Origin of the sequence: Salmonella sp. SAL04157, from assembly GCF_046551635.1 — a bacterium.
In the GTDB taxonomy this organism is placed as follows: Bacteria; Pseudomonadota; Gammaproteobacteria; order Enterobacterales; family Enterobacteriaceae; genus Salmonella; species Salmonella enterica.
Genome location: NZ_JBGDVS010000018.1, coordinates 1 through 24,159, shown reverse-complemented (window position 1 = coordinate 24,159; position 24,159 = coordinate 1). Strand labels below are relative to the sequence as shown.

The 24,159-nt window shown below is 53.1% G+C and carries 29 protein-coding genes; 20 read left to right on the top strand and 9 right to left on the bottom strand.

Going from position 1 to position 24,159, the window contains the following annotated elements; genetic code table 11:
* Window positions 1–165 precede the first annotated feature (165 nt).
* Window positions 166–1,347, bottom strand: coding sequence for an MFS transporter TsgA (gene tsgA / locus ACLJRE_RS22980; RefSeq protein WP_023212321.1), 1,182 nt, complete (start codon window positions 1,345–1,347; stop codon window positions 166–168).
* Between the two features lie 276 nt (window positions 1,348–1,623).
* On the opposite strand from tsgA, the gene ppiA reads away from it, so the two are divergent.
* From ppiA to ACLJRE_RS22955, 5 genes are all read left to right on the top strand, one after another.
* The gene (gene ppiA, locus ACLJRE_RS22975; protein WP_000920478.1) at window positions 1,624–2,196 is read left to right on the top strand and encodes a peptidylprolyl isomerase A; all 573 of its coding nucleotides are present in this window, start codon (window positions 1,624–1,626) and stop codon (window positions 2,194–2,196) included.
* Window positions 2,197–2,309: 113 nt separating this feature from the next.
* Window positions 2,310–2,477, top strand: coding sequence for a YhfG family protein (locus ACLJRE_RS22970; RefSeq protein WP_001519136.1), 168 nt, complete (start codon window positions 2,310–2,312; stop codon window positions 2,475–2,477).
* A complete protein-coding gene (locus ACLJRE_RS22965) occupies window positions 2,467–3,069 on the top strand; it encodes a putative adenosine monophosphate-protein transferase Fic (protein ID WP_001280675.1) in 603 nt (200 codons plus the stop codon). The genes ACLJRE_RS22970 and ACLJRE_RS22965 overlap by 11 nt, the downstream gene beginning before the upstream one ends.
* Window positions 3,070–3,100: 31 nt before the next feature.
* Window positions 3,101–3,664, top strand: coding sequence for an aminodeoxychorismate synthase component 2 (gene pabA / locus ACLJRE_RS22960; RefSeq protein WP_000601879.1), 564 nt, complete (start codon window positions 3,101–3,103; stop codon window positions 3,662–3,664).
* 85 nt (window positions 3,665–3,749) lie between these two features.
* Entirely contained in the window at window positions 3,750–4,967 is a 1,218-nt protein-coding gene (locus ACLJRE_RS22955; protein WP_001528172.1) for an aspartate aminotransferase family protein, read from the top strand.
* A gap of 42 nt (window positions 4,968–5,009) precedes the next feature.
* Here the strand turns inward: ACLJRE_RS22955 and ACLJRE_RS22950 are convergent, their stop codons facing one another.
* Complete coding sequence (locus ACLJRE_RS22950) at window positions 5,010–7,097, bottom strand: YccS/YhfK family putative transporter (RefSeq protein WP_000269311.1); 2,088 nt, start codon at window positions 7,095–7,097, stop codon at window positions 5,010–5,012.
* Between the two features lie 48 nt (window positions 7,098–7,145).
* The gene (crp, locus tag ACLJRE_RS22945) at window positions 7,146–7,778 is read right to left on the bottom strand and encodes a cAMP-activated global transcriptional regulator CRP (RefSeq protein WP_000242758.1); all 633 of its coding nucleotides are present in this window, start codon (window positions 7,776–7,778) and stop codon (window positions 7,146–7,148) included.
* A 307-nt stretch (window positions 7,779–8,085) separates the two neighbouring features.
* Between crp and ACLJRE_RS22940 the strand changes: the two genes are divergently transcribed.
* Window positions 8,086–8,490, top strand: a complete 405-nt coding sequence (locus ACLJRE_RS22940) for an OsmC family protein (protein WP_001148919.1) — start codon at window positions 8,086–8,088, stop codon at window positions 8,488–8,490.
* Window positions 8,491–8,585: 95 nt separating this feature from the next.
* Here ACLJRE_RS22940 and ACLJRE_RS22935 read toward each other — a convergent pair whose 3' ends face one another.
* Genes ACLJRE_RS22935 through ACLJRE_RS22925 form a run of 3 tightly spaced genes read right to left on the bottom strand, consistent with a single transcriptional unit; the run spans window position 8,586 to window position 10,789 of the window.
* Window positions 8,586–9,455, bottom strand: a complete 870-nt coding sequence (locus ACLJRE_RS22935) for a phosphoribulokinase (RefSeq protein WP_001274690.1) — start codon at window positions 9,453–9,455, stop codon at window positions 8,586–8,588.
* A 51-nt stretch (window positions 9,456–9,506) separates the two neighbouring features.
* A complete protein-coding gene (locus ACLJRE_RS22930) occupies window positions 9,507–9,725 on the bottom strand; it encodes a YheU family protein (protein ID WP_000586568.1) in 219 nt (72 codons plus the stop codon).
* Window positions 9,722–10,789: a hydrolase gene (locus tag ACLJRE_RS22925; protein WP_001214115.1), complete on the bottom strand. Its 1,068-nt coding sequence runs from the start codon at window positions 10,787–10,789 to the stop codon at window positions 9,722–9,724. The genes ACLJRE_RS22930 and ACLJRE_RS22925 overlap by 4 nt, the downstream gene beginning before the upstream one ends.
* A 197-nt stretch (window positions 10,790–10,986) precedes the next feature.
* On the opposite strand from ACLJRE_RS22925, the gene ACLJRE_RS22920 reads away from it, so the two are divergent.
* Window positions 10,987–11,298 carry a monooxygenase gene (locus tag ACLJRE_RS22920; RefSeq protein WP_000047690.1) on the top strand — a complete coding sequence of 104 codons (312 nt, stop codon included), beginning with the start codon at window positions 10,987–10,989 and terminating at the stop codon, window positions 11,296–11,298.
* Window position 11,299: 1 nt separating this feature from the next.
* On the opposite strand, the gene ACLJRE_RS22915 is transcribed toward ACLJRE_RS22920, so the two are convergent.
* Window positions 11,300–11,521: a LysR family transcriptional regulator gene (locus tag ACLJRE_RS22915; RefSeq protein WP_023212322.1), complete on the bottom strand. Its 222-nt coding sequence runs from the start codon at window positions 11,519–11,521 to the stop codon at window positions 11,300–11,302.
* 15 nt (window positions 11,522–11,536) lie between these two features.
* A complete protein-coding gene (locus ACLJRE_RS22910) occupies window positions 11,537–13,444 on the bottom strand; it encodes an ABC transporter ATP-binding protein (RefSeq protein ID WP_000634765.1) in 1,908 nt (635 codons plus the stop codon).
* A gap of 265 nt (window positions 13,445–13,709) precedes the next feature.
* Between ACLJRE_RS22910 and kefG the strand changes: the two genes are divergently transcribed.
* The 4 genes from kefG (at window position 13,710) to slyD (ending at window position 16,962) form a co-directional block, all read left to right on the top strand.
* Window positions 13,710–14,261: a glutathione-regulated potassium-efflux system ancillary protein KefG gene (gene kefG, locus ACLJRE_RS22905; RefSeq protein ID WP_000081820.1), complete on the top strand. Its 552-nt coding sequence runs from the start codon at window positions 13,710–13,712 to the stop codon at window positions 14,259–14,261.
* A complete protein-coding gene (gene kefB, locus ACLJRE_RS22900) occupies window positions 14,261–16,066 on the top strand; it encodes a glutathione-regulated potassium-efflux system protein KefB (protein WP_015406259.1) in 1,806 nt (601 codons plus the stop codon). Before kefG ends, kefB begins: the two co-directional genes overlap by 1 nt.
* 10 nt (window positions 16,067–16,076) lie before the next feature.
* The gene (locus ACLJRE_RS22895; RefSeq protein WP_001007735.1) at window positions 16,077–16,277 is read left to right on the top strand and encodes a YheV family putative zinc ribbon protein; all 201 of its coding nucleotides are present in this window, start codon (window positions 16,077–16,079) and stop codon (window positions 16,275–16,277) included.
* Window positions 16,278–16,371: 94 nt separating this feature from the next.
* Entirely contained in the window at window positions 16,372–16,962 is a 591-nt protein-coding gene (gene slyD / locus ACLJRE_RS22890; protein WP_000861341.1) for a peptidylprolyl isomerase, read from the top strand.
* A gap of 188 nt (window positions 16,963–17,150) precedes the next feature.
* On the opposite strand, the gene ACLJRE_RS22885 is transcribed toward slyD, so the two are convergent.
* A complete protein-coding gene (locus ACLJRE_RS22885; RefSeq protein ID WP_001152701.1) occupies window positions 17,151–17,369 on the bottom strand; it encodes a protein SlyX in 219 nt (72 codons plus the stop codon).
* A gap of 219 nt (window positions 17,370–17,588) precedes the next feature.
* On the opposite strand from ACLJRE_RS22885, the gene fkpA reads away from it, so the two are divergent.
* From fkpA to ACLJRE_RS22840, 9 genes are all read left to right on the top strand, one after another.
* A complete protein-coding gene (fkpA, locus tag ACLJRE_RS22880) occupies window positions 17,589–18,407 on the top strand; it encodes an FKBP-type peptidyl-prolyl cis-trans isomerase (protein ID WP_023212323.1) in 819 nt (272 codons plus the stop codon).
* Between the two features lie 276 nt (window positions 18,408–18,683).
* Entirely contained in the window at window positions 18,684–19,406 is a 723-nt protein-coding gene (locus ACLJRE_RS22875) for a transcriptional regulator (RefSeq protein ID WP_000091471.1), read from the top strand.
* Entirely contained in the window at window positions 19,406–19,792 is a 387-nt protein-coding gene (gene tusD / locus ACLJRE_RS22870) for a sulfurtransferase complex subunit TusD (RefSeq protein WP_001268011.1), read from the top strand. The genes ACLJRE_RS22875 and tusD overlap by 1 nt, the downstream gene beginning before the upstream one ends.
* Complete coding sequence (gene tusC, locus ACLJRE_RS22865; RefSeq protein ID WP_000820705.1) at window positions 19,792–20,148, top strand: sulfurtransferase complex subunit TusC; 357 nt, start codon at window positions 19,792–19,794, stop codon at window positions 20,146–20,148. Before tusD ends, tusC begins: the two co-directional genes overlap by 1 nt.
* A gap of 7 nt (window positions 20,149–20,155) precedes the next feature.
* Entirely contained in the window at window positions 20,156–20,443 is a 288-nt protein-coding gene (tusB, locus tag ACLJRE_RS22860) for a sulfurtransferase complex subunit TusB (protein WP_000903398.1), read from the top strand.
* Between the two features lie 125 nt (window positions 20,444–20,568).
* A complete protein-coding gene (rpsL, locus tag ACLJRE_RS22855) occupies window positions 20,569–20,943 on the top strand; it encodes a 30S ribosomal protein S12 (protein WP_000246815.1) in 375 nt (124 codons plus the stop codon).
* 95 nt (window positions 20,944–21,038) lie between these two features.
* The gene (gene rpsG, locus ACLJRE_RS22850) at window positions 21,039–21,509 is read left to right on the top strand and encodes a 30S ribosomal protein S7 (RefSeq protein WP_001138042.1); all 471 of its coding nucleotides are present in this window, start codon (window positions 21,039–21,041) and stop codon (window positions 21,507–21,509) included.
* Window positions 21,510–21,605: 96 nt separating this feature from the next.
* Complete coding sequence (gene fusA, locus ACLJRE_RS22845) at window positions 21,606–23,720, top strand: elongation factor G (protein WP_000124693.1); 2,115 nt, start codon at window positions 21,606–21,608, stop codon at window positions 23,718–23,720.
* Between the two features lie 71 nt (window positions 23,721–23,791).
* Window positions 23,792–24,159: GTP-binding protein (locus ACLJRE_RS22840; RefSeq protein WP_002444880.1), on the top strand; the 368-nt coding region annotated here is incomplete at its 3' end.

Genomic DNA, 24,159 nt, shown 5'->3' with positions numbered 1-24,159 from the left:
GGTTTGTACAAATAACATACAAAATGAGGGGTTTTTAGACCAACAGGCCTACCTCGTCAGGAGGGAGGATAGAGTGCCGGAGGGCGACGTCGCCTTATCCGGCCTACCAACAGCTTACGCTGTAGGCCGGATAAGACGCATCGCGTCGCCATCCGGCAATCATTATCAATGCGCCGCTGGCGCGCTATGCTGACGATGACGGGACACAAAGCCGAGCGCAAAGCACATCACAAAGACCACCGCATACAGACCATTCGCGGTGAGTAACGCCGCCTGTGGACCGCTGTGCGCCACAATCGGGCCGGTGACGACGAAGGTCAGCATCGTTCCGATGGTGCCGCAGGTCAGAATAAAGTTAACCAGCTTAGGCGAGGCCACTTTCGTTTGCTGCGATCCCAGCGTAATGATGGAGGTATAAATGGCGCTGGAGAAGAAGCCCAGCATCAGAATAAACCACGGCATATGCGCCTGCGTGCCGGTAATAAACAGATACATCAGGACCGCCGCCATACCCGCCAGTACGGTCAGGATGCGTTGCAGATCGAAAAAGCGCAGGATAAAGCTGAACGCCCACATACCAAACATATAGGACATCCAGAAATCACTCACCAGCGCCCCGGCGTCATTCAGGCTCATGCCGAGGCCTTTGGCGTATTCCGGCACCCAGGAGATAAAGCCCAATTGACCGAGGATATAGCACAGCGCGGCGACGGCGAGAAACAGTACGCCAATGCCCCATTTTTCTTTGACGACAGGCGCCTGAGAGTGCTGCGCATGTTTACCCAGCGCCGGAAATTCACAGCCGAAGGTCAGGATGAAAATCGCCAGGTAGACCAGGCCGATGCAGGCGTAGACCCAGTACCACTCAATACTACGCGCCAGCAGGAAGGCGGCGACCATAGGAAAAATCATCCCCGCCATGCTGAAGAAGGAGTCGGTAAACAGCAGTCGGGAACCGCGCTGACGCCCTTCATACAGTTGCGTAATCAGGAAGGTGCCAATCGACATGGTGATCCCGCTGACCAGCCCCAGCACAAACATCGCCGCTGAGAACAACGCAAGGCTATGGCTGAACATCAGCCCGGCCACCGCCAGCACCATCAGGATAAAACCAAAGCGTAGCTGTGTTTTCAGCGGGATGATTTCCATCAGCCACGCATTGAGGAAGATCGAGATCAAAATCCCGGCGTTCAGGAAAGTAAAGGTGTTACTCATGCTGGAAACGGGCAGCTGAAAATAGTCTGCGATATTTCCCATCACCATCCCGGTGACAATCACCAGCGCCCCGGTCAGGGCGTAGGAAAGAAAGCTGATCCATGTGAGCTTGATGCGGTTGCTGTTAGTCATGTCTGGCCTTGAAGAGAAGTGAAGCGCGTGGAGGGCGCGTTAAGCGGGCAGATTTTAGGCGCTTTTGTGATGCATTTAAATAATTATTAGTGATAGTAATGTTCATTGCATTTTTTAATGTGATGTTTGTCACATCATGTTGCAAGAATACGGCGTTGCGTCGTAACGTTACATTTGTTTCATATACGTAAAATTAGGTAAAGGGCTGGCCTGGCCCAGGAAGGCTCTTTAAAATCATTCCACTTGCTTTATTTCTGCTCTCTTTAAGGAAATCTCATGCTCAAATCGACTCTGGCGGCTGTCGCAGCTGTTTTCGCTCTTTCTGCTCTTTCTCCCGCAGCGTTGGCAGCAAAAGGCGATCCTCATGTGCTGTTAACCACCTCCGCCGGGAATATTGAGCTGGAGCTGAACAGCCAGAAAGCGCCGGTTTCTGTGAAAAACTTTGTCGATTACGTCAACAGTGGTTTCTATAACAACACTACGTTTCACCGCGTTATTCCTGGCTTCATGATTCAGGGCGGTGGTTTTAACGAGCAGATGCAGCAGAAGAAACCGAATCCGCCGATTAAGAATGAAGCCGACAACGGTCTGCGTAATACTCGCGGCACGATCGCGATGGCGCGCACCGCAGATAAAGACAGCGCCACCAGCCAGTTCTTTATTAACGTCGCGGATAACGCTTTTCTCGACCACGGCCAGCGCGACTTTGGCTATGCGGTATTTGGAAAAGTGGTAAAAGGTATGGATGTCGCCGATAAAATCTCACAGGTACCGACGCACGATGTCGGGCCTTATCAGAATGTGCCGACAAAACCAGTCGTTATCCTTTCCGCGAAAGTCCTGCCATAAAATAAAATATGACTGCGCGGGTGCGAGCCGCCCGCGTTTTCTCCCTGTCTCAGCGTAACCTGAAATTGCTGCTTATACTTGTGGTCAAGCACAGACATATTCAGGGAGGCCAGGTGAAGAAACTTACCGATAAACAAAAGTCACGCTTTTGGGAACAGCGGCGCAACGTTAACTTCCAGCAAAGCCGCCGTCTCGAAGGTATTGAGATCCCCTTAGTAACCCTGACCGCCGATGAAGCGCTGGCACGTCTTGACGAGCTTCGGAGGCACTATGAGCGATAAATTTGGCGAAGGGCGCGATCCGTACCTCTATCCGGGGCTGAATGTGATGCGTAATCGGCTGGGGATTCATCAGGCCCAGCGACTGGCGCAAGCGGCATATGAAATGACCGCGCTCCGTGCCGCCACGATTGAACTGGGGCCGCTGGTACGCGGCTTGCCTCATCTGTGCGCGATTCATCGCCAGCTCTATCAGGATATTTTCGACTGGGCAGGGCAACTGCGGGAGGTCGATATTTACCAGGGCGATACCCGTTTTTGCCACTTTGCCTATATCGAAAAAGAGGGCAACGCTCTGATGCAGGATCTGGAAGAAGAGGGCTATCTGGTCGGTCTGGCGCACGAGAAGTTTGTCGAGCGGCTGGCGCATTACTACTGTGAAATTAACGTGCTTCATCCGTTTCGTTTGGGGAGCGGGCTGGCGCAGCGCATCTTCTTTGAACAGCTGGCGCTACATGCAGGCTACGCGCTGAGTTGGCAAGGTATTGCGGTTGAAACATGGAAGCAGGCGAACCAGAGCGGCGCGATGGGCGATCTCTCCGCTTTGCAGGCGATTTTTCAGAAAGCGATAAGCGAAGCTCGCGAAACTGAGTAAAATAGTGCGGTTCTACTGACCCGGAGCCGCCATGATCCTGCTTATCGATAACTATGATTCCTTTACCTGGAACCTCTACCAGTATTTTTGTGAACTGGGCGCGGAAGTGCAGGTCCGGCGCAATGATGCGCTGACGCTGGCGCACATTGACGCTTTGAACCCGCAAAAAATCGTTATCTCTCCTGGCCCCTGTACGCCAAATGACGCTGGCATTTCACTGGCGGTTATCCGCCATTATGCCGGACGTATTCCGATGCTGGGCGTTTGCCTGGGTCATCAGGCGATGGCGCAGGCCTTTGGCGCGTCGGTGGTGCGGGCAGCGAAAGTGATGCACGGTAAAACGTCACCTGTTACGCATAATGGACAGGGCGTGTTTCGGGGATTGCCCAGCCCGTTAACCGTGACACGTTACCACTCGCTGATTGTCGACCCTGCCACGTTGCCAGAGTGTTTTGAGATCACCGCCTGGAGTGAAACGCAGGAGATTATGGGCATTCGCCACCGCGAGTGGGATCTGGAAGGCGTGCAGTTCCACCCGGAAAGTATTCTCAGCGAACAAGGACACGCTCTGCTGGAAAATTTCCTCCGGCGTTGATTTGTGGTTGCTATTGAGTGATTTTTTATTCATATTTTGTGATTATAATTTCACTGGCATTTCTACTTAACCGGGTGGTAATGATATGGCAACTGAACAAACGGCTATTACGCGCGCAACTTTTGATGAGGTGATTCTGCCTGTTTATGCACCGGCGGACTTTATTCCGGTCAAAGGTAAAGGCAGCCGCGTATGGGATCAGCAGGGCAAAGAGTATATCGATTTCGCCGGCGGGATTGCAGTGACTGCGCTGGGCCATTGCCATCCGGCACTGGTCGAGGCGCTGAAATCCCAGGGGGAAACCTTGTGGCATACCAGTAACGTTTTTACCAATGAACCAGCGTTGCGTCTGGGACGTAAACTGATCGACGCCACGTTTGCCGAGCGCGTGCTGTTTATGAATTCCGGCACCGAAGCGAACGAAACCGCTTTTAAACTGGCGCGTCATTATGCCTGCGTGCGCCATAGCCCGTTCAAAACGAAAATCATTGCCTTCCATAACGCTTTTCATGGCCGTTCCTTGTTTACCGTCTCTGTCGGCGGGCAGCCGAAATATTCCGACGGCTTTGGGCCGAAACCCGCCGATATTATTCACGTTCCCTTCAACGATCTCCATGCGGTGAAAGCGGTAATGGATGACCACACCTGCGCGGTGGTGGTCGAGCCGATTCAGGGTGAAGGCGGCGTGCAGGCGGCTATACCGGAATTCCTCAAAGGGTTACGCGACCTGTGTGACGAGCATCAGGCGTTGCTGGTGTTTGATGAAGTGCAGTGTGGGATGGGGCGCACCGGAGACCTGTTTGCCTATATGCACTACGGCGTCACGCCGGATATCCTCACCAGCGCCAAAGCGTTAGGCGGCGGTTTTCCGGTGAGCGCCATGCTGACCACGCAGGAGATCGCCTCGGCCTTCCATGTCGGTTCGCATGGTTCAACCTATGGCGGTAATCCGCTGGCCTGTGCGGTGGCTGGCGCGGCATTCGATATTATTAATACGCCAGAGGTACTACAAGGCATTCACACTAAGCGGCAACAGTTTGTGCAACATTTGCAGGCGATTGACGAGCAATTTGACATTTTCAGCGATATTCGCGGCATGGGGCTGCTGATTGGCGCGGAACTGAAGCCGAAGTACAAAGGCCGGGCGCGCGATTTTCTGTACGCAGGCGCGGAGGCTGGCGTGATGGTGCTCAATGCCGGAGCCGACGTGATGCGTTTTGCCCCATCGCTGGTGGTGGAAGAGGCGGATATCAATGAAGGAATGCAGCGCTTTGCGCAGGCGGTAGGGAAGGTGGTTGCCTGATGGCGGATTGCCGGATAAGCGTAGCGTATCCGGCAGCCGGTCTTAACCTTTTGTATCCCGTAGCCGCTTACTCAGCCAGATACCGTGATGCGGACGCTGACGCCAGGCCATCGACGAAATGGTGTGCATGGTGTTCAGATGGCCAATGATGCGCTGTAAATGTTGTTCCAGAGTGCTCAATAAGCCATGTGACGGCATGTCCGGCGACTCCAGAATATTGACATCGCCGGAGCCGCCTGGCCTGTCGTACTCCAGGCGCTGCTGGCAGCGCTGAATCGCAATCTCGCAAGATTCCAGATAGCGCTGCGCCAGATCCGGCGTCAGCATGGTGTGTTCCCGCGCCAGCGTCGTCATGGCGTTGATATGCTCGACAATAAACTGGCTGTGCGTGACCCACAGTTTCATATCCGACAGATAGTGGGTATTGAACCCGGGTTCCTGCATTGCCTGATTTAACGAGTTGAATAACGTGTTATGCGCCTGGTTGACCCGCATTCTTTGATAAGCGAGCGGGGTGGCCTGCGGATCGTTACTGAGGATCAGTCGGATAGCTTCTTGATCGGCTTCCAGCGCATCATGGGCGTTTTTACGTAATAGCCCGCTTTGCCATTGCGGCCACAGCCAGACCATGCCGCCAAAGGCAATTAAACAGCCAATCAGCGTATCGATCAGCCTCGGCACAATAAACTGCTCTCCGTTTAATGTCAGTAACTGGATGGTGTATACCGCCGTCACCGTAAAGCCGACCGTCGCCCAGCCGTAGTTTTTACGAATAATCAGATAACTTGCCAGCGTTAGTACCAGCATGACCGCCAGCGTAATGCTTTCGGGAATATGTAAGTGCAGCGTGACGCCGGCAATCACCAGGCCGACCAGCGTTCCGACCGAACGGTGTAGAATACGTACGCGCGTCGCGCCATAGCCGTTTTGGGTGACAAACAGCACTGTCATGAGGATCCAGTACGGTTTAGGCAGGTGCAACGCGCTGCCCATCAGACTGGCGATGCTCATCATCACGCTGATGCGTCCGGCGTTGCGTAGCGCCGGCGATTTAAGCGACATATAATTTTTCAGCGCCGGAAGTAGCGGCAGACGACGCTGTTTATCGGCCATCAGGTCGCGGGCGTACAGCGGTCGCTGAGTACGCAGCACACGGGCGATTCGACTGAAGTGCCAATAGCAGAACTGGCCTACCGGATTTTCAGGATGCTGATTGGCGATCTTCTCCAGAGCGCCAATCTGTTTTTCCATGGAGAAGCGCGTCGGCAGACGATGATAAAGAATGTCATCCGCCAGCACGCGCAGGCGGGCGGCGACCGTTTGCGCATTCCAGCGAATCACCTCTTCCGCATGGCTGCGTTCTACCAGTTTCTGTACCTCTTCCGGCTGATGCAAGCTGACGGAGATGTGCTCCTGCAAATCCATCGCTTCCTGAAAAGCCCGTAGTAGACGCTTGTAATCATTATTGTTGTGCGCCGAAAGCATATGCATCTGTTGGTAACACTGGGTAATGAGATCGACCGCTTTTTGCTGGCGTATCAGCAGGGGAGGCAGCGCTTTTTCCGGATCGATATGTTGGGTGAGCAGGCTGTATTTCGCTTCACAATAATCGGCCAGTTCACGGTATAACAAACTCAATGACTCGCGCAGCGGCTGTTCGCGCCATAGCCAGAACCAAAACCAGTTAAACACGCCGTACCATAGCGTGCCCAGCGCATAAATGAGCAGCGGCTCCCAGACGGGCATGTATCCCGCAAGACTCAGGGTAAAGATGGCGGCAATCAGCGACGCTGGCAGTAGCCGCGCGTGAAGCGGGCTAATTTCCGCCGTCACGCCAAGCACCAGCGTGAGCCCGGTCAGGATCAACGGCAGGGGGATGGATTCCGCCAGCAGAAGTTGCGTTACCAGACTGCATCCGGCGAACAGCGACGCGCCGATGATCAGGCGTTTAAAAAAACGTTTGTGCGGGGTATCCAGACCTGCAATGTTGCAGCAGGCGGGAACGAGAGAGAAAAGCAAGCCCAGGTGTAGTTGGCCTATCAATAAACCGACAGCCACAGGCAGGCACAGCACCAGCGTTTGCCGTAGTGCGTAATTAATCTCTGGGTGATAAATCAGTCTTCGCCACATCGATGCAAACAAAAATGGCGCATGATAAAACGCGCCATTCTGACGGAATTAACGGGTGCCGTAGACGACGATGGTCTTGCCATGCGCGGAGATCAGGTTTTGATCTTCCAGCATTTTCAAAATACGACCAACGGTTTCGCGGGAGCAGCCGACGATCTGGCCGATTTCCTGACGGGTGATTTTGATCTGCATCCCATCCGGGTGCGTCATGGCATCGGGCTGTTTCGCCAGATTCAGCAGCGTCTGAGCGATACGCCCGGTGACGTCAAGGAAGGCGAGGTTACCTACTTTTTCAGAGGTGACTTGTAAGCGACGAGCCATCTGGGAAGAGAGGCGCATCAGAATATCCGGGTTGACCTGGATTAATTGGCGAAATTTTTTGTAGGAAATTTCAGCGACCTCACATGCGGTTTTCGCACGTACCCAGGCGCTGCGTTCCTGACCTTCTTCAAACAGGCCCAGTTCACCAATAAAATCACCCTGATTCAGATAAGAAAGGATCATTTCTTTCCCTTCCTCATCTTTGATCAGCACTGCCACGGAGCCTTTAACGATGTAGTACAGCGTTTCTGCTTTTTCACCCTGGTGAATCAGCGTGCTCTTTGACGGGTACTTATGAATGTGGCAATGAGACAAGAACCATTCAAGAGTCGGGTCTGTTTGCGGTTTGCCAAGCACCATGCGCGGTTATCCTCTGTTATAAGCTGTCTCCAGAGCCAGAAAACGGCACTGTCTCTGGGGTTGCAAAAATATACTTCCCGCTACCTGGGAAGGGGGCTACGAAAATAGATTGTAGCCTGTAATGTGATGTCCTCTGCATACATGCAGTACGTCAATGTATTACTGTAGCATCTTGTCTGTTTTAGCATAGCTTTCGCCGTGTGTCTCCTGGTGTCTCGCTTCAGCATGACCCAGGTCGCCTTCCATTGCCAGTTTTGTTGTATGCGCGTAATCTTTCAGGAAAATTGAAACATTGGAGTTACGAAATATGCAAGCGCGTGTAAAGTGGGTTGAAGGACTCACGTTCCTCGGAGAGTCCTCCTCCGGCCACCAGATTTTAATGGATGGCAACTCCGGTGACAAAGCGCCGAGTCCGATGGAGATGGTATTAATGGCGGCTGGCGGATGTAGCGCTATTGATGTGGTATCAATCCTGCAAAAGGGCCGTCAGAATGTCACCAACTGCGAAGTGAAGCTGACATCCGAGCGCCGGGAAGACGCGCCGCGCCTGTTTACGCACATTAATTTGCATTTTATCGTTACCGGCAGCGATCTGAAAGAGGCTGCCGTTGCGCGCGCTGTCGATCTCTCCGCGGAAAAATATTGCTCGGTGGCGCTAATGCTGGAAAAAGCGGTCAATATTACCCATTCGTATGAAGTGATTGCGGCGTAACACGTGATGCCGGATGGCGGCGTGGCCTTATCCGGCCTACCCGTTTTTATCTCGTAGGCCCGATAAGCGTAGCGCCATCGGGCATTTCACCGCGGTTATTCGATTTTTTTGCCTTCCATTAGTCGCTGCACCAGCGGCAACATAATCAGCTCCATCGCCAGCCCCATTTTGCCGCCCGGCACCACTAATGTATTAATGTGAGAAATAAACGAGCCCTGGAGCATCGCCAGAAGCCAGGGAAAATCGATCCCTTCCAGATTGCGGAAATGGATCACCACAAAACTCTCATCCAGCGAGGGAATACCTTTTGCGGCGAACGGATTGGATGTATCGACGGTCGGTACGCGCTGGAAGTTAATATGGGTACGCGAGAACTGCGGCGTAATGTAATTGATGTAGTCGTCCATGGAACGCACCACGGAATCCATCACCGCTTCACGGGAGTGTCCGCGCTCGCTGGTGTCGCGGATTAGTTTCTGAATCCACTCGAGGTTGACGATAGGCACCACGCCAACCAACAGATCAACATGACGCGCGACATCATGTTGCGGGGTGACGACGCCGCCGTGCAGTCCTTCATAAAACAGCACATCGGTCGGTTCGGGAAGCGGCTGCCAGGGGGTAAACGTGCCGGGAACCTGATTCCACGGTACGGCTTCATCATAGGTATGCAGATATTTACGCGACTGGCCTTTACCCGTCTGCCCGTACTCAATAAAAGTATGTTCCAGTAGGCTGAAGTCATTGGCTTCAGGCCCGAAATAGCTGATATGCCGCCCGGCGTCACGCGCTTTGCGGATCGCCATGTCCATTTCCGGGCGGGTGTAACGATGAAAACTGTCGCCTTCCACCTCGGCGGCGTGCAGATTTAACTGCGCGAAAATTTTACGAAACGCGAGGCTGGTGGTGGTGGTCCCCGCGCCGCTTGACCCTGTTACTGCTATCACCGGATGTTTGGCTGACATGGCAACTCCATGATTGAGCTTTAGTAATAATGTATTGTCGGCAAAGGCGTTTTATTCGCGAAACTGCTTTTTCGGCATAATATTGACCGTTTCATGTAATTCAGACCATACCAGCACGGCCTCGCCGGATTGCAGTTGGCGTTTTACGTCAGCGACTTTTTGTTCAAGCGAACGTTCATGTTCACCATAATCGGTGCCTTCGCGCAACACAAAGCTTTCGATCAGGTTGTCCAGCGTGTCGGGGGCGAGCCCCTGCCAGGGAATGATCATGATGACGCCTCCAGGTACGTTGTCAGCCAGTCAGGAATTCGGCGTTCCAGCCACATTTCAGGGCGCAGCGGCGTACCGCCGATAAATCCTACGTGTCCGCCATGCTCAGTCAGCTGATACTCCACCTGCGGGGGCAGATCTTCCGCTTTAGGGATCACATGATGATCCATAAACGGATCGTCTTTAGCGTGAATAATCAGCGTCGGTTTAGCAATCTGGTTAAGCAACGGCATGGCGCTACACTGACGATAGTAGTCGATGGCGTCGGCAAAGCCGTGAATTTTCGCGGTGATCAGGTCGTCAAACTCGCGAATTCGGCGCATTGATTTCAGTTGCGCCAGATTCACCGGCAGCGACCCGGGATACGCCGCCAGCTTGCGTGACGCATTCGCTTTTAACAGATTAAGCAAATAACGCTGATAGACGCGGGAAAACCCTTTGTCCATGTGGTAGCTACAGGCTTCGAGAACGAAAGGCGCAGAAACAATCACCGCCGCCTCTATGGGAATATCGCGGCCTTCTTTCGCCAGCAGGCACGCCAGCATATTACCGCCGAGCGAATAGCCCACGGCGGCTGTCGGAACGGCACCGAACTCCCGCTGTAGCCAGCGTAAAAACCAGGCTCCGTCCTCCGTTTCACCGGAGTGGTAAATACGATTCAGACGGTTGGGTTCGCCGCTACAGCCGCGAAAGTGCATCACCACGCCCAGCCAGCCGCGCTTTTGCGCCGCCTCAATCAGCCCGTGGGCATAGGGGCTGTTCAGGCTGCCTTCCAGACCGTGAAAGACCACCAGCCGCGGTTTATGCTTTGCCTGTTGTGGTTCTTCGCTCCATGCCAGATCGACAAAATCGCCGTCCGGTAGCTCCAGCCGCTGCCAGTGGGCGTTGAACTTCACTTTGCGGCGGATTAAGCGCGGCAGCATAGTTTGTAAATGGCGATTACGAATGCCACGCATGGGAATAAATTCATGCGAGTCATTGACAGGCGGGGTCATTTCTGTGGACGTGATCTCAACCATAGCACCAGAACAATTGATAATTGGAAACAATACTATACCGCGCATAAGGTTCACAGATTAGTCAATATGTGATTTTACGTTCAATTGGTCGTCTGGCGAAATAAAATTGCGCCTCATTTCGCCAGAGGGGACGGTATGCAAGGCGCGCGTAATACCCCACAGAAATCGCGTGAACCTCTGCATCAGCCGAATTAATCGTGGTAGTGTGGCAACACGATAGTTATGTGACTCAAGGAGAAGGCATGTCGAAAACACTTTTACAGATCCATTTTAACTTTAGCGGCCCTTTTGGCGAGGAGATGACTCAGCAACTGGTCGGGCTGGCGGAGTCTATCAATGAGGAGCCGGGCTTCATCTGGAAAATCTGGACAGAAAGCGAGAAAAACCAGCAAGCTGGCGGCATTTACTTGTTTGAATCCGAAGAAACGGCGCAGGCTTATATTAAAAAACACACTGCGCGTCTGAAAAATCTTGGCGTTGATGAGGTGACGTTTACATTATTTGGCGTGAACGACGCGCTGACGAAAATAAATCACGGCAACCTTTGCCGCTAAATCACATAACGCAGGCTTCTGTACCGGTGCTGCCGACCGCAACGGTAACCTTTATATCGGGACGAGTACCGAAGAGGCCTTTATGGACGAACAGCGGACAACGAACGTTCTCTTCCAGCGTGTGCAGCGCCTCGGCGGGGCGGGCGATGTTACCCTTCTCCGCAAACATCATGAAGATGGTGAGCTTGCGGAAGGTAATGTCATCGGTGATTGACAGGTTCATCGTCCGCCCCGCGCGTTAGTCATTCTGCATCATTTGCTCAAGCTGCTCCTGCGCCTCAAGCCATGCCATTTCACACTCTTCCAGCCCGGATTTGGCGCTGGCCTGCAGTTGCAGACACTCGGTCATCTCCGCTTTACGGCTGGGGTCATACAGGCTGCTGTCGCCGAGTTTCTCTTCCGCCTGCGCCAGTTGGGCGTTGAGCTTTTCCATCTCTTTTTCCAGACGGGTAATCTCTTTACGCAGCGGCTGCGTCAGAGTGCGTAGCTCGGCTTCGCGACGCTTCTGATCTTTGCGTGACTGGGCGCTGTTGGCGTTGTTTTCCTTCGGTGCGTCGTCGGCCTGGTTTTCCTGCTTCTGCACGTCACTCAGCCACTGCTGATAATCTTCCAGGTCGCCGTCGAACGGCTCGACCTTTTTGTCGTGCACCAGATAGAGGTCGTCAGTGGTGGAGCGAATCAGGTGGCGGTCGTGCGACACGACGACCAATGCGCCTTCGAAATCAATCAGCGCTTCGGTGAGCGCCTGACGCATGTCGAGATCCAGGTGGTTGGTCGGTTCATCGAGCAGCAGCAGATTTGGACGCTGCCAGACGATCAGCGCCAGTACCAGGCGCGCTTTCTCGCCGCCGGAGAAACGTTGCGTCTCTTCCGTTACTTTGTCGCCCTGGAAGCCGAAGCCGCCGAGATAGTCGCGCAGCTTCTGCTCCAGTTCCTGCGGCGCCAGACGCGCCATATGCTGTAACGGGGATTCATCGGCGCGCAGGAACTCCAGTTGGTGCTGGGCGAAGTAGCCGAGCTTAATGCCTTTGGCGAGGCCAATTTCACCGTGCAACGGTTCCAGTTCGCCCGCCAGCAGCTTGATCAGCGTCGATTTCCCCGCGCCGTTGCGGCCCAGCAGGCCGATACGCGAGCCGGGCACCAGGTTCAGCTTGATGGATTCCAGAATGATGCGATCGCCATAACCTGCGCTGACTTTTTCCATCTTCAGCAGCGGGTTCGGCAGGCTTTCCGGCGCGCGGAAGCTGAAATGGAACGGGTTGTCGACATGAGCCGGCGCAATCAGTTCCATACGCTCCAGCATCTTGATACGGCTTTGCGCCTGCTTGGCTTTGGTCGCTTTGGCGCGGAAACGGTCGATGTAGCTTTGCAGATGCGCCACACGCTCCTGCTGGCTCTCATACATCGCCTGCTGTTGCGCCAGGCGCGTGGCGCGCTGAACTTCAAACGCGCTGTAGTTGCCGGTGTACTCGAACAGAGTCTGCTGTTCGATATGGATAATTTTATCCACTATCGGGTCAAGAAAATCGCGATCGTGGGAAATCAGAATCAGGGTGCCCGGATAGCTCTTCAGCCATTTTTCCAGCCAGATAACGGCATCCAGATCGAGGTGGTTGGTCGGTTCGTCGAGCAGCAGTAAATCGGAGCGGCAAATCAGCGCCTGAGCCAGGTTAAGGCGCATCCGCCAGCCGCCGGAAAAGTCGCTGACCGGACGTTCCAGCTGATCGTTAGAGAAGCCGAGACCGTGTAGCAGGCTGGCGGCGCGCGAGCGAACGGTCCATGCGTCGATGGCGTCCAGCTTACCGTGTATGGAGGCGATAGCATGTCCGTCGTTACGTTCGTTGGCGTCGTTAAGCTGCGCCTCCAGCTGCCGGTATTCACGGTCGCCATCAATGACATACTCAATCGCTGGCTGAGGCAACGCAGGTGTTTCCTGATTCACCCACGCTAATTGCCAGGTTCCGGGCAGGGTAAAACTCCCGGCATCGGCGCTGATTTCATTTTTTAGCAATGCCAGCAGGGTAGATTTACCGCAGCCGTTTTTACCCACCAGGCCGACTTTCTGGCCTGGATTAATGGTAGCCGAGGCATTGTCCAGTAGGACGCGCACGCCGCGACGAATTTGTAACGAGGAGAAAACAATCATAAGGCGCCGTATGTTCAGACTATGTTAATTTATCATTATGATAATGTAATATTCGGGCGTACCGCCGCGCTGGAGCGCAATGGTAGCTCAAAACAACAACGATACACAAAATCATTCAGGCCGCCTTTGGTGAGGGACAAGAATATCTCTCATTAATCCCCAGCGGCGGACATAGAGTACGTTTCTGAGTTGAACAAACGCTGTCAACGTAGAAGCGGCCTGAAGAATGGCATGTATCGACCCAAAACAACCGGGAGGGGGATTGATGTCTCAGCCAGCGAAAGTCTTGCTGTTGTATGCCCATCCGGAATCTCAGGACTCGGTTGCTAACCGGGTACTGCTTAAACCGGCCATACAGCACAATAACGTAACCGTGCACGATCTTTATGCGCGCTATCCTGATTTTTTTATCGACACGCCCTATGAACAAGCCCTGTTACGTGAGCACGACGTCATTGTTTTTCAGCATCCCCTTTACACCTATAGCTGTCCGGCTTTACTGAAAGAATGGCTTGATCGCGTTTTGAGTCGGGGGTTCGCCAGCGGACCAGGGGGAAACCAACTGGTGGGAAAGTACTGGCGTAGCGTGATTACGACCGGCGAGCCGGAGAGCGCTTACCGGTATGACGCGCTAAACCGCTATCCAATGAGCGATGTACTGCGCCCCTTTGAACTGACCGCGGCCATGTGCCGGATGCACTGGATGCCGCCCATTATTGTGTACTGGGCGCGGCGCCAGTCGCCGCAGACGCTGGCCAGTCATGCGAAAGCCTATGGCGAGTGGCTGGCGAATCCTGTGAGCGCGGGAGGCTATTGATGGAAGGTGCTGATTTATTGACCGCGGGAGTGTTGTTCCTCTTCGCGGCGGTGGCGGCGGTGCCGTTAGCCGCGAGGCTGGGCATCGGCGCGGTGCTAGGGTATTTGCTGGCGGGAATCGCCATCGGTCCGTGGGGGCTGGGATTTATCAGCGACGTTGACGAGATCCTGCACTTTTCCGAACTGGGCGTCGTGTTTCTGATGTTTATCATTGGTCTCGAACTCAATCCGTCCCGGCTTTGGCAACTGCGGCGCTCTATCTTCGGCGTCGGCGCTGCTCAGGTGCTGTTAAGCGCGGCGGTGCTGGCGGGGTTATTGATGCTTGCTGATTTCTTATGGCAGGCGGCGGTCGTCGGCGGGATTGGCCTGGCGATGTCTTCGACGGCGATGGCGCTACAACTGATGCGCGAGAAAGGCATGAACCGTAGCGAGTCCGGGCAGTTAGGGTTTTCTGTCTTACTGTTTCAGGATTTAGCGGTGATCCCCGCGCTGGCGTTGGTACCTTTATTGGCGGGATCGGCCGACGAGCATTTCGACTGGTTTAAAGTGGCAATGAAGGTATTGGCCTTCGCGGTAATGCTGATTGGCGGTCGTTACCTGTTGCGCCCGGTATTTCGTTTTATTGCTGCGTCCGGCGTGCGGGAGGTCTTCACTGCCGCGACGTTGTTGCTGGTGTTGAGCGCCGCCTTATTTATGGACGCGCTGGGACTGTCGATGGCCCTGGGAACCTTCATTGCCGGCGTTTTACTGGCAGAGAGTGAATACCGGCATGAGCTGGAAAACGCTATCGATCCCTTTAAAGGTTTACTGCTTGGGCTGTTCTTTATCTCCGTCGGTATGTCGCTAAATCTCGGCGTACTTTATACCCATTTACTGTGGGTGGCGGCGAGCGTTGTTATTCTGGTCGTCATAAAAATGCTGACGCTGTATCTGCTGGCGCGGCTATATGGAATAAGAAGTTCTGAACGGATGCAGTTTGCCAGCGTGCTGAGTCAGGGGGGCGAGTTCGCTTTTGTGCTCTTTTCTACCGCCTCTTCTCAGCGCCTGTTTCAGGGCGATCAGATGGCGTTATTATTGGTGACTGTCACGTTATCAATGATGACCACGCCGCTACTGATGAAAGGGATTGATAAGTGGTTATCGCGCCGTCTTAATGGCCCGGAAGAGAATGATGAAAAGCCGTGGGTTGAAGATGATAAGCCCCAGGTGATTGTCGTCGGCTTTGGCCGTTTTGGTCAGGTGATCGCTCGCTTATTGATGGCGAATAAGATGCGTATCACCGTGCTGGAACGCGATATCGGCGCCGTTAATCTGATGCGCAAATATGGTTATAAAGTGTATTACGGCGACGCTGCACAAGTCGAGCTGCTGCGTTCTGCGGGCGCGGAGGCGGCGGAGTCGATAGTCATCACGTGTAATGAACCGGAAGACACGATGAAGCTGGTGGCGCTGTGTCAGCAGCATTTTCCTCATCTGCATATTCTTGCGCGAGCGCGTGGACGTGTGGAGGCCCATGAGTTATTACAGGCTGGCGTCACGCAGTTTTCCCGTGAAACGTTTTCCAGCGCGCTGGAACTGGGACGTAAAACTCTGGTGTCGTTAGGTATGCATCCGCATCAGGCGCAACGCGCGCAGTTGCATTTTCGTCGGCTGGATATGCGAATGTTGCGGGAACTGATCCCGGAGCATAGCGACATGGTACAGATTTCGCGCGCCAGAGAGGCCCGACGCGAACTGGAGGAGATTTTTCAGCGCGAAATGCAACAGGAACGGCGCCAGTTGGATGGCTGGGATGAATTTGAGTAGGGGTAAAACAATGGCAATCCGTAAACGTTTTATTGCAGGCGCGAAATGTCCGGCCTGTCAGGCGCAGGATACAATGGCGATGTGGCGTGAAAATAATGTCGATATTGTTGAATGCGTTAAGTGCGGGCATCAAATGCGGGAAGCGGATAAAGACGTTCGCGAGCATGTTCGCAAAGAAGAGCAAGTGATCGGGATTTTTCATCCGGACTAGCGATATGCCGCAGGTTTTTTTAAGCTAAGGGGTACACGGCTGCAGAATTCCGCTACAATCTGCGCCACTATTCTTCCCATGCTCAGGAGATATCATGAAAGTAGCAAAAGACCTGGTGGTCAGCCTGGCCTATCAGGTACGTACAGAAGACGGTGTGTTGGTTGATGAGTCTCCGGTGAGTGCGCCGCTGGATTACCTGCACGGTCACGGCTCCCTGATCTCTGGTCTGGAAACCGCGCTGGAAGGCCATGAAGTTGGCGACAAATTTGATGTCGCTGTTGGCGCGAACGACGCTTACGGCCAGTATGACGAAAATCTGGTGCAGCGTGTGCCTAAAGACGTCTTTATGGGCGTTGATGAACTGCAGGTAGGGATGCGTTTCCTGGCTGAAACCGACCAGGGCCCGGTACCGGTAGAGATTACCGAAGTGGAAGACGATCACGTTGTGGTTGATGGTAACCACATGCTGGCGGGCCAGAATCTGAAATTTAACGTCGAAGTTGTTGCGATTCGTGAAGCGACTGAAGAAGAACTGGCTCACGGTCATGTTCACGGCGCGCACGATCACCACCACGATCACGGTGAAGACGGCTGCTGTGGCGGTCATGGTCATGACCATGGTCACGAGCACGGCGGCGAAGGCTGCTGCGGTGGCGGTGGTAAAGGCGGCTGCGGTTGCCACTAATCCCCGTCGTCTTTCAAGCCACCGCGGTGTTGGCTACGCTTTCAAACCCCGGTCACATAGTTATCTATGCTCCCGGGGAATTTTCAAGCTTGCCGCCTTGCTGTGACTCGAAATCCTTAGGGTATTATCATTGGTTCGATAAATCATCGGGCACAAAAAAAGCGGGTTAACCCCGCTTTTTTTTCGTCTCAATAATGCGGCGGCGGCGTTTCTTCTGCCTGAGAGGCGATATTTGACGGCTGACTGGCTTTTAACTTTTCCGTGAGCAAACGCAGATGATCGCGCAGCTTCGCCATCTCCATTTCATGTGCGGTTACCGTCAGGTTTAGTTCTTCTATGGTAATCTCCTGGAACGCCAGACGGCTTTCCAGTTCAGCCAGACGAGCTTCCATCGTGATATCCTGCATGATGTACCTCTTTATGTTGTCTCCGTCGGCGGATTCTACTTAACTTTACCGGCTTTCACAGCAACCATTACGCGCACTACGAAACTAATTTAAACAAAAAGAGTCTGAAAAGAAGTGATAATAGGGCGTGTTCGTATGTTGATTTGTTCTGCAACGATTTATAGTACGCTTCTTACGTAAGTTAACATGGGGCGAGATGCCCCGGCCCTGGAGATATGGATGAAATCACTGTTTAAAGCCACGCTGCTGGCAACTACGATGGCCGTTGCTATGCACGCACCGATCACTTTTGCTGCTGATGCGGCGAAACCGACAGCTACCGCTGATAGCAAAGCAGCATTTAAAAACGACGATCAAAAAGCGGCTTATGCGCTGGGCGCCTCGCTGGGTCGTTACATGGAAAATTCGCTTAAAGAGCAGGAAAAGTTGGGCATCAAACTGGATAAAGATCAGTTGATTGCCGGCGTTCAGGATGCCTTTGCCGATAAGAGCAAACTGTCCGATCAGGAAATTGAGCAAACGCTGCAGACGTTTGAAGCACGCGTGAAGAGCGCTGCTCAGGCGAAGATGGAAAAAGACGCTGCCGATAACGAAGCAAAAGGTAAAACGTTCCGCGACGCTTTTGCTAAAGAGAAAGGCGTGAAAACCTCCTCTACCGGTCTGCTTTACAAAGTAGAGAAAGAAGGCACAGGCGAGGCGCCGAAAGATAGTGATACCGTTGTGGTGAACTACAAAGGTACGCTGATCGACGGTAAAGAGTTTGATAACTCTTACACGCGCGGCGAACCGCTCTCCTTCCGTCTGGACGGCGTTATCCCTGGCTGGACTGAAGGCCTGAAAAATATTAAGAAAGGCGGCAAGATCAAACTGGTTATCCCACCGGCGCTGGCCTACGGTAAAACGGGCGTTCCGGGTATCCCGGCGAACTCCACCCTGGTATTCGACGTAGAGCTGCTGGATATCAAACCAGCGCCGAAAGCGGATGCTAAACCTGCCGATGCGGCTGACGCTAAAGCCGCAGATGCTGCTAAAAAATAAAAACTGAGAGCCGCCGCTTGTAATAGCGGCGGTTTTTTTTATGCAGGCCGGATATATTACTCACCATAATTTGATTTGCGGATAACGGCGCTTGCGCTGGTCGTTAAGGGCGAGACCGTAGGCTGAATGACCGCCAACGCACACGTAGCCTGAAATAGACGAACAAATTAGTACTGGAAAGATGAACCCTCACTGTATTAATTTAATCATCCGCGTAAATAATGAGCCTGCCCTGAAAACATAACGACAGGCTCCTGAAAAGGAGTGTTTTTTTTCATGTCCAGGTCGCTTTTAACCAACGAAACCAGTGAACTTGATTTGCTGGATCAGCGTCCCTTCGAGCAAACCGACTTCGATATTCTGAAATCCTACGAAGCGGTAGTGGACGGGTTAGCGATGCTTATAGGTTCCCATTGTGAAATCGTATTGCACTCTTTGCAGGATCTAAAATGTTCAGCCATTCGTATTGCCAATGGCGAACATACGGGCCGTAAAATTGGCTCGCCGATTACCGACCTGGCGTTGCGCATGTTGCACGACATGACAGGGGCGGACAGTAGCGTGTCGAAATGCTATTTCACGCGCGCGAAAAGCGGTGTCTTGATGAAGTCGTTGACGATTGCCATTCGCAACCGCGAGCAGCGCGTCATTGGTCTACTGTGCATCAACATGAACCTTGATGTGCCATTTTCACAGATTATGAATACCTTTATTCCGCCGGAAACGCCGGAAGTCGGCTCAGCGGTTAATTTTGCCTCCTCAGTCGAAGATTTAGTCACCCAGACGCTGGAGTTCACGATCGAAGAAGTGAATGCCGATCGTAATGTCTCTAACAACGCGAAAAATCGTCAGATCGTCCTTAACCTGTACGAAAAAGGCATTTTCGATATTAAAGACGCCATTAACCAGGTAGCCGATCGTCTGAATATCTCAAAACACACGGTTTACCTCTATATTCGCCAGTTCAAAAGCGGCGACTTTCAGGGGCAGGATAAATAATGCGTTATGCCATTATGGTCACCGGGCCGGCATATGGCACCCAGCAGGCCAGCAGCGCATTGCAGTTCGCCCACGCGCTGCTCAATGAGGGGCATGAGTTAGCCAGCGTCTTTTTCTATCGGGAAGGAGTCTATAACGCCAATCTCCTGACCTCGCCGGCGAGCGATGAATATGATCTGGTACGCGCCTGGCAGAAATTGAATACGCAGCATGGCGTAGCGCTGAACATCTGTGTCGCGGCGGCGCTTCGTCGCGGTATTATTGATGAAACTGAAGCCGGCAGACTGGAGTTGCCGTCCGCCAATCTTCAGCCGGGCTTTACGCTAAGCGGCCTGGGTGCGCTGGCGGAGGCATCTCTCACCTGCGATCGGGTGGTGCAGTTTTAATGAAACGTATTGCATTTGTCTTTTCCACCGCGCCGCACGGTAGCGCTTCAGGTCGTGAAGGGCTGGATGCGCTGCTGGCGACGTCAGCGCTAACGGAAGCGCTGGGCGTCTTTTTTATCAGCGACGGCGTCTTTCAGTTATTACCAGGACAAAAACCAGACGCTGTGCTGGCGCGTGACTATATTGCTACTTTCAAGCTCTTTGATTTGTACGATATTGATCAATGCTGGATCTGCGCGGCATCGCTGCGCGAGCGTGGTCTGGAGAACGTTAATTTTGTGGTAGACGCCACGCCGCTGGAACCCGTAGCGTTACGCCGCGAGCTTGGCAACTATGATGTCATCCTGAGATTCTGAGGCGTTTATGCTGCATACCTTACCTCATTGCGCCTCGGGCGTTGATTTTCCCGCTTTGCTGCGCCTGCTAAAAGAGGGCGATGCGCTTTTGCTGCTCCAGGATGGCGTTACCGTCGCGATTGAAGGTAACCGCTTCCTTGAAAGTCTGCGTGATGCCCCCATAACGGTCTATGCCTTGAAAGAAGACATTGACGCCCGCGGCCTGGGTGGTCAAATTTCAGACAGTGTCGTCAGGGTTGACTATACTGAGTTTGTCAGACTCACGGTTAAGTATGCCAACCAGATGGCCTGGTGATGGCGGGATCGTTGTATATTTCTTGACACCTTTTCGACACCGCCCTAAAATTCGGCGTCCTCATATTGTGTGAGGGCGTTTTATTACGTGTTTACGAAGCAAAAGCTAAAACCAGGAGCTATTTAATGGCAACAGTTAACCAGCTGGTACGCAAACCACGTGCTCGCAAAGTTGCGAAAAGCAACGTGCCTGCGCTGGAAGCATGCCCGCAAAAACGTGGCGTATGTACTCGTGTATATACTACCACTCCTAAAAAACCGAACTCCGCACTGCGTAAAGTTTGCCGTGTTCGTCTGACTAACGGTTTTGAAGTGACTTCCTACATCGGTGGTGAAGGTCACAACCTGCAGGAGCACTCCGTGATCCTGATCCGTGGCGGTCGTGTTAAAGACCTCCCGGGTGTTCGTTACCACACCGTTCGTGGCGCGCTTGACTGCTCCGGCGTTAAAGACCGTAAGCAAGCTCGTTCTAAGTACGGCGTGAAGCGTCCTAAGGCTTAATGGTTCTCCGTTAAGTAAGGCCAAACGTTTTAAATTAATGTCAAACTAAACTCGTAGAGTTTTGGACAATCCTGAATTAACAACGGAGTATTTCCATGCCACGTCGTCGCGTCATTGGTCAGCGTAAAATTCTGCCGGATCCGAAGTTCGGATCAGAACTGCTGGCTAAATTTGTCAATATCCTGATGGTAGATGGTAAAAAATCTACTGCAGAATCAATCGTATACAGCGCGCTGGAGACCCTGGCTCAGCGTTCTGGTAAATCTGAACTGGAAGCTTTCGAAGTCGCTCTCGAAAACGTTCGCCCGACTGTAGAAGTTAAATCCCGCCGTGTAGGTGGTTCTACTTATCAGGTACCAGTTGAAGTCCGTCCGGTCCGTCGTAATGCTCTGGCAATGCGTTGGATCGTAGAAGCTGCTCGTAAACGCGGTGATAAATCCATGGCTCTGCGCCTGGCGAACGAACTTTCTGATGCTGCAGACAACAAAGGTACTGCAGTTAAGAAACGTGAAGACGTTCACCGTATGGCAGAAGCCAACAAGGCGTTCGCACACTACCGTTGGTAATCCCTTCGGAGTCATAGTCACCAGGCGGGCGCTTCAGGTAAGTCGCCCGTTTTGGATAACTTAACTGAACGCCTAAAGATATCAACGAGGAATCAAATGGCTCGTACAACACCCATCGCACGCTACCGTAATATCGGTATCAGTGCGCACATCGACGCCGGTAAAACCACTACTACCGAACGTATTCTGTTCTACACCGGTGTAAACCACAAAATCGGTGAAGTTCATGACGGCGCAGCTACCATGGACTGGATGGAGCAGGAGCAAGAGCGTGGTATTACTATCACCTCCGCAGCGACTACTGCATTCTGGTCTGGTATGGCTAAGCAGTATGAACCGCATCGCATCAACATCATCGACACCCCGGGGCACGTTGACTTCACTATCGAAGTAGAACGTTCCATGCGTGTTCTCGATGGTGCGGTAATGGTTTACTGCGCAGTTGGTGGTGTTCAGCCGCAGTCTGAAACCGTATGGCGTCAGGCAAACAAATACAAAGTTCCGCGTATTGCGTTCGTTAACAAAATGGACCGCATGGGCGCGAACTTCCTGAAAGTTGTTGGTCAGATCAAAACCCGTCTGGGCGCGAACCCGGTTCCGCTGCAGCTGGCAATTGGTGCTGAAGAAGGTTTCACCGGCGTTGTTGACCTGGTGAAAATGAAAGCCATCAACTGGAACGATGCCGACCAGGGCGTTACCTTCGAATACGAAGATATCCCGGCTGACATGCAGGACCTGGCTAACGAATGGCACCAGAACCTGATCGAGTCCGCCGCAGAAGCTTCTGAAGAGCTGATGGAAAAATACCTGGGTGGTGAAGAACTGACTGAAGAAGAGATCAAACAAGCTCTGCGTCAGCGCGTTCTGAACAACGAAATCATCCTGGTAACCTGTGGTTCTGCATTTAAGAACAAAGGTGTTCAGGCGATGCTGGATGCGGTAATTGATTACCTGCCATCCCCGGTAGACGTACCTGCGATCAACGGTATTCTGGACGACGGTAAAGATACTCCGGCTGAGCGTCATGCAAGCGACGACGAGCCGTTCTCTGCGCTGGCGTTCAAAATCGCTACCGACCCGTTTGTGGGTAACCTGACCTTCTTCCGTGTGTACTCCGGTGTGGTTAACTCTGGTGATACCGTACTGAACTCCGTGAAAACCGCACGTGAGCGTTTCGGTCGTATCGTTCAGATGCACGCCAACAAACGTGAAGAGATCAAAGAAGTTCGCGCGGGCGACATCGCGGCTGCTATCGGCCTGAAAGACGTGACTACCGGTGACACCCTGTGTGATCCGGAAAACCCGATCATTCTGGAACGTATGGAATTCCCTGAGCCGGTAATCTCCATCGCGGTAGAACCGAAAACCAAAGCTGACCAGGAAAAAATGGGTCTGGCTCTGGGCCGTCTGGCGAAAGAAGACCCGTCATTCCGCGTATGGACTGACGAAGAATCTAACCAGACCATCATCGCTGGTATGGGTGAACTTCACCTGGATATCATCGTTGACCGTATGAAGCGTGAATTCAACGTTGAAGCTAACGTGGGTAAACCTCAGGTTGCTTACCGCGAAGCGATTCGCGCGAAAGTTACCGACATCGAAGGTAAACACGCGAAACAGTCTGGTGGTCGCGGTCAGTATGGTCATGTTGTTATCGACATGTACCCGCTGGAGCCGGGCTCTAACCCGAAAGGTTACGAGTTCATCAACGACATCAAAGGTGGTGTAATTCCTGGCGAATACATCCCGGCCGTTGATAAAGGCATCCAGGAGCAGCTGAAGTCTGGCCCGCTGGCGGGTTATCCGGTAGTTGATCTCGGTGTGCGTCTGCACTTCGGTTCTTACCATGACGTTGACTCCTCTGAGCTGGCGTTTAAACTGGCTGCGTCTATCGCCTTTAAAGAAGGCTTTAAGAAAGCAAAACCAGTTCTGCTTGAGCCGATCATGAAGGTTGAAGTAGAAACACCTGAAGAGAATACCGGTGACGTTATCGGCGACCTTAGCCGCCGTCGTGGTATGCTCAAAGGTCAGGAATCTGAAGTTACAGGCGTTAAGATCCACGCTGAAGTACCGCTGTCTGAAATGTTCGGATATGCAACTCAGCTGCGTTCTCTGACCAAAGGTCGCGCATCGTACACTATGGAATTCCTGAAGTATGATGATGCGCCGAACAACGTTGCTCAGGCCGTAATCGAAGCCCGTGGTAAATAAGCCGCAGGGTTAAAAACCAAAATCCCGTGCTCTCTCCTGAAGGGGAGAGCGCTATAGTAAGGAATATAGCCGTGTCTAAAGAAAAATTTGAACGTACAAAACCGCACGTTAACGTCGGCACCATCGGCCACGTTGACCACGGTAAAACTACCCTGACCGCTGCAATCACCACCGTACTGGCTAAAACCTACGGCGGTGCTGCTCGTGCATTCGACCAGATCGATAACGCTCCGGAAGAAAAAGCGCGTGGTATCACCATCAACACTTCTCACGTTGAATACGATACCCCGACCCGCCACTACGCACACGTAGACTGCCCGGGGCACGCCGACTATGTTAAAAACATGATCACCGGTGCTGCGCAGATGGACGGCGCGATCCTGGTTGTTGCTGCGACTGACGGCCCGATGCCGCAGACCCGTGAGCACATCCTGCTGGG